Origin of the sequence: Escherichia sp. MOD1-EC6819 (assembly GCF_002965765.1) — a bacterium.
Taxonomy (GTDB): Bacteria; Pseudomonadota; Gammaproteobacteria; order Enterobacterales; family Enterobacteriaceae; genus Escherichia; species Escherichia ruysiae.
In genome coordinates this window covers 1-4707 of the sequence record NZ_PTRG01000026.1, presented here as the reverse complement: position 1 = coordinate 4707, position 4707 = coordinate 1, and the positions used below count along the sequence as shown (strand labels likewise).

Below are 4707 nucleotides of genomic sequence, written 5' to 3'. Positions count from 1 at the left end.
CCAGGATTTTCGCTTCCCACTCTGCGTCGCCTTCCAGCGCTTTCAGAGCAGAACCACGAACGATCGGAGTGTCGTCGCCCGGGAAGTCGTACTGAGACAGAAGTTCACGAACTTCCATTTCAACCAGCTCCAGCAGCTCTTCGTCATCAACCATGTCGCATTTGTTCAGGAACACGATGATGTACGGAACGCCTACCTGACGACCCAGCAGGATGTGCTCACGAGTCTGCGGCATCGGGCCATCAGTCGCAGCAACAACCAGGATCGCGCCGTCCATCTGCGCAGCACCGGTGATCATGTTTTTAACATAGTCGGCGTGCCCCGGGCAGTCTACGTGTGCGTAGTGACGGGTCGGGGTGTCGTATTCAACGTGAGAAGTGTTGATGGTGATACCACGAGCTTTTTCTTCCGGCGCGTTATCGATCTGGTCGAATGCGCGAGCAGCACCGCCGTAGGTTTTAGCCAGTACGGTAGTGATTGCAGCGGTCAGCGTTGTTTTACCATGGTCAACGTGGCCGATAGTACCGACGTTAACGTGCGGTTTTGTACGTTCAAACTTTTCTTTAGACATCGATTGTCCCTCTAAGACACGGATAAATCGGTGATATCACCACATCAACCAGGCAACATGCCCGACTTGTTGAATGCAATAAACAGAAGGAAAAAACAGGAAGGAGAAAAGAAGTGGTGCTGATAGGCAGATTCGAACTGCCGACCTCACCCTTACCAAGGGTGCGCTCTACCAACTGAGCTATATCAGCACATCTTGGAGCGGGCAGCGGGAATCGAACCCGCATCATCAGCTTGGAAGGCTGAGGTAATAGCCATTATACGATGCCCGCATCCTGGAACTCGGCTACCTGATTTTCATTCTGCACTGAATATCGAGAGAAGCTCTCTTTATTCGAGCCGGTAAGCGAACTTATCGTCTCGGGCTACGCCATCGCGTGGCCGAAATTGGTGGTGGGGGAAGGATTCGAACCTTCGAAGTCTGTGACGGCAGATTTACAGTCTGCTCCCTTTGGCCGCTCGGGAACCCCACCGGACTTGATGGTGCCGACTACCGGAATCGAACTGGTGACCTACTGATTACAAGTCAGTTGCTCTACCTACTGAGCTAAGTCGGCATCAAGTAGCGCGCATTCTATGGAGACATGCGAGCTCATGCAACTAAAAAATTGCATAATTTGTTTTGTTGGTCATATTTTAAACAACTCGATGAAGAAACAGTCGAACAATGAGCAGATTAGCACATTTTTTCAGCATTGTTCTGCTTAACAATATGCGCCAGTTAAAACACCATTCTTTTTATCAGATGGAATATCTGTCACATTGCTTTTCACCGATAGCTTCCCGGAAGCGATTTTTTCTTATTATTCCTCCCCATCTGGTGTTACCCTCCTGCCCATTAACCCATTCAACAGAACTGTGACGCGCCATGGCAAATATCGCTTTGCCGATAGAGCTATGACCGTCAGAAACATGCTTATGAGTATAAAAGAGCAAACGTTAATGACGCCTTACCTACAGTTTGACCGCAACCAGTGGGCAGCTCTGCGTGATTCCGTACCGATGACGTTATCGGAAGATGAGATCGCCCGTCTCAAAGGTATAAATGAAGATCTCTCGTTAGAAGAAGTTGCCGAGATCTATTTGCCTTTGTCGCGTTTGCTGAACTTCTATATAAGCTCGAATCTGCGCCGTCAGGCAGTTCTGGAACAGTTTCTTGGCACTAACGGACAACGCATTCCTTACATTATCAGCATCGCAGGCAGTGTAGCTGTAGGAAAAAGTACAACCGCCCGTGTATTACAGGCACTATTAAGCCGTTGGCCGGAACATCGTCGTGTTGAACTGATCACTACCGATGGTTTTCTTCATCCCAACAAAGTGCTTAAAGAACGCGGGTTGATGAAAAAGAAAGGCTTCCCGGAATCGTATGATATGCATCGTCTGGTGAAGTTTGTTTCCGATCTCAAATCGGGTGTACCAAACGTTACGGCACCGGTTTACTCACATCTTATTTATGATGTAATCCCAAATGGTGATAAAACCGTTGTTCAGCCTGATATTTTAATCCTTGAAGGGTTAAATGTCCTACAGAGTGGGATGGATTATCCGCACGACCCACATCATGTATTTGTTTCTGATTTCGTCGATTTTTCGATATATGTTGATGCACCGGAAGACTTACTTCAGACGTGGTATATCAACCGTTTTCTGAAATTCCGCGAAGGGGCTTTTACAGACCCGGATTCCTATTTCCATAACTACGCGAAATTAACTAAAGAAGAAGCTATTAAGACTGCCATGACGTTGTGGAAAGAGATCAACTGGCTGAACTTAAAGCAAAATATTCTACCTACTCGCGAGCGAGCCAGTTTAATCCTGACGAAAAGTGCTAATCATGCGGTAGAAGAAGTCAGATTACGCAAATAATTTAAAGGGGAGCTAATGCTCCCCTTATTTATTATTCTGCGCTACGTAGGGATATTTCACCACCCATCCAGGGTTTTATTATTCCGTCCTGCTCAAGCAATAAAGCGCCCTGTTTGTCTATTCCGCGTGAAATACCAAATATTTCTTTATCACCAATGATAAGTTTCACTGGGCGATTAATAAAATTATCCAGCTTTTCCCAACGCGAAAGATAAGGTGCCAATCCTTCTTGCTCGAAGAGTTCCAGCGCCGCGCGTAATTTACGTATTAGCATGGCCGCCAACGTATTACGATCAAGATTGATCCCTGCTTCCTGCAATGTGATCCATCCCTGGTTAACGACACTCTCTTCAACACGACGCATTGCCATGTTGATCCCGGCGCCAATGACTATTTGCGCTGCATCGCCGGTTTTGCCAGTCAGCTCCACAAGAATGCCTGCCAGCTTGCGATCCTGTAGATAGAGGTCATTAGGCCATTTAACGCGAACTTTATCTGCACCCAGCTTGCGTAATACTTCCGCCATCACGATACCGATAACCAGACTTAAACCAATTGCCGCAGCCGGGCCTTGTTCCAGACGCCAGAACATCGACAAATATAAGTTTGCGCCAAAAGGCGAAAACCATTTCCGACCACGGCGACCACGGCCTGCCTGCTGATATTCTGCGACACAGGCATCGCCCGATTTAAGCTCTTCGATACGATCAAGAAGGTACTGATTAGTGGAGTCAATTACTGGCAGCACGGCTACACTACCGCTATCCAGCTGACTCAATATCTGTTCAGCATTAAGTAACTGAATGGGCTCAGGTAGGCTGTATCCTTTACCCGGAACGGTAAAGACATCAACGCCCCAGTCACGCAGTGTTTGAATGTGTTTATTAATGGCCGCCCGGCTCATTCCTAACGTTTCACCCAGCTGCTCGCCAGAGTGAAATTCGCCATTCGCTAACAGCGTGATTAATTTCAGTGGAACGGTATTATCCTTCATGAAATCGTCTCCACTGCGCTAACTTCACCTGATGCACCAATAAAGCGAACTTCGGGCTCAAGCCAGACATTAAATTTTTCACCAACTTTCTGTCTTACATGATGTGCCAGTTGCACGACATCTTCGCTTTTTGCATTGCCTTCATTGACGAGAACTAACGCCTGTTGACGGTGTACCGCAGCCCCACCCATTTGCGTCCCTTTTAGCTGACACTGATCGATGAGCCAGCCAGCAGCCAGTTTTACTGAACCATCCGCCTGAGGGTAATTCGGTGCCGTTGGAAATTGTGCCAACAACGCGTTAGCCGTTTCCACAGATACAACAGGATTTTTGAAGAAACTACCAGCATTGCCGTTCACTTTTGGATCGGGCAGCTTTGTAGTTCTCATATGGCACACCGCATCAAATACTTGCTGTGGCGTTACTGTTGAAGGCTCCAGACGAGTTAAGTCACCGTAAGTCAGTACAGGTTGCCACTCTTTTGGCAGACGCAGACCTACAGCAACAATGGCGAAGCGGTCCTGATATTCATGCTTAAAAATACTGTCGCGATAGCCAAAACGGCACTCTTTGGCAGTTAAGCGCACTTGCTTGCCTGTCGTTAGCTCAACGCAGTCAACATAATCGCAAACGCGCTGTAATTCTACGCCATAAGCACCAATATTCTGGATAGGTGATGAGCCGACACAACCAGGAATTAATGCCAGATTTTCCAGACCAGGCATACCTTCCTGCAAAGTGTATTTTACCAGGCGATGCCAGTTTTCTCCGGCTCCTACATGTAAATACCACGCATCAGGTTCATCATGAATTTCGATACCTTTGATCCGGTTGATGATCACCGTGCCGCGATAGTCTTCCAGAAAAAGTACATTACTTCCTTCACCCAGGATAAGAACGGGTTGTCCTTCTGCGGTTGCATGCTGCCAGGCATTGAGTAGTTGTTGTTCGTCTTCGGCACATACAATGTGCTGAGCATTATGATCAATGCCAAATGTGTTCCAGGGTTTTAAGGAGTGGTTCATAGCTGCTTTCCTGATACAAAAACGAGGCTAGTTTACCGTATCTGCGGGGGGATGGCTTGTAGATATGATGACAGGAAGAGTTTGTAGAAACGCAAAAAGGCCATCCTTACGGATGGCCTTTCGCTTTATCTGATGCCTGGCAGTTTATGGCGGGCGTCCTGCCCGCCACCCTCCGGGCCGTTGCTTCGCAACGTTCAAATCCGCTCCCGGCGGATTTGTCCTGCTCAGGAGAGCGTTCACCGACAAACA

4 protein-coding genes and 4 tRNA genes are annotated in these 4707 nt (G+C 47.8%); 1 reads left to right on the top strand and 7 read right to left on the bottom strand.

Annotation, left to right across the window (positions count from 1 at the left end; translation table 11 throughout):
- From A7Z06_RS21355 to A7Z06_RS21335, 5 genes are all read right to left on the bottom strand, one after another.
- The coding region (locus tag A7Z06_RS21355) for a GTP-binding protein (protein ID WP_000031750.1) at positions 1–571 on the bottom strand (571 nt) is incomplete at its 3' end.
- A 114-nt stretch (positions 572–685) separates the two neighbouring features.
- Positions 686–761: transfer RNA gene (locus tag A7Z06_RS21350), tRNA-Thr, on the bottom strand.
- A gap of 6 nt (positions 762–767) precedes the next feature.
- A tRNA-Gly gene (locus A7Z06_RS21345) sits at positions 768–842 on the bottom strand.
- A 116-nt stretch (positions 843–958) separates the two neighbouring features.
- A tRNA-Tyr gene (locus tag A7Z06_RS21340) sits at positions 959–1043 on the bottom strand.
- Positions 1044–1051: 8 nt separating this feature from the next.
- Positions 1052–1127: transfer RNA gene (locus A7Z06_RS21335), tRNA-Thr, on the bottom strand.
- A 361-nt stretch (positions 1128–1488) separates the two neighbouring features.
- On the opposite strand from A7Z06_RS21335, the gene coaA reads away from it, so the two are divergent.
- Positions 1489–2439 (top strand): type I pantothenate kinase, encoded by a 951-nt coding sequence (coaA, locus tag A7Z06_RS21325; RefSeq protein WP_000023078.1) that lies wholly within the window; start codon positions 1489–1491, stop codon positions 2437–2439.
- 31 nt (positions 2440–2470) lie between these two features.
- Here the strand turns inward: coaA and birA are convergent, their stop codons facing one another.
- The gene (gene birA, locus A7Z06_RS21320) at positions 2471–3433 is read right to left on the bottom strand and encodes a bifunctional biotin--[acetyl-CoA-carboxylase] ligase/biotin operon repressor BirA (protein WP_000654642.1); all 963 of its coding nucleotides are present in this window, start codon (positions 3431–3433) and stop codon (positions 2471–2473) included.
- The gene (murB, locus tag A7Z06_RS21315) at positions 3430–4458 is read right to left on the bottom strand and encodes a UDP-N-acetylmuramate dehydrogenase (protein ID WP_001016676.1); all 1029 of its coding nucleotides are present in this window, start codon (positions 4456–4458) and stop codon (positions 3430–3432) included. Before murB ends, birA begins: the two co-directional genes overlap by 4 nt.
- Positions 4459–4707 lie beyond the last annotated feature (249 nt).

Excerpts from the sequence above, each read along its gene's own strand:
- coaA (WP_000023078.1), top strand. The coding sequence starts at position 1,489 with ATGAGTATAAAAGAGCAAACGTTAATGACGCCTTACCTACAGTTTGAC.
- birA (WP_000654642.1), bottom strand. The coding sequence starts at position 3,433 with ATGAAGGATAATACCGTTCCACTGAAATTAATCACGCTGTTAGCGAAT.
- murB (WP_001016676.1), bottom strand. The coding sequence starts at position 4,458 with ATGAACCACTCCTTAAAACCCTGGAACACATTTGGCATTGATCATAAT.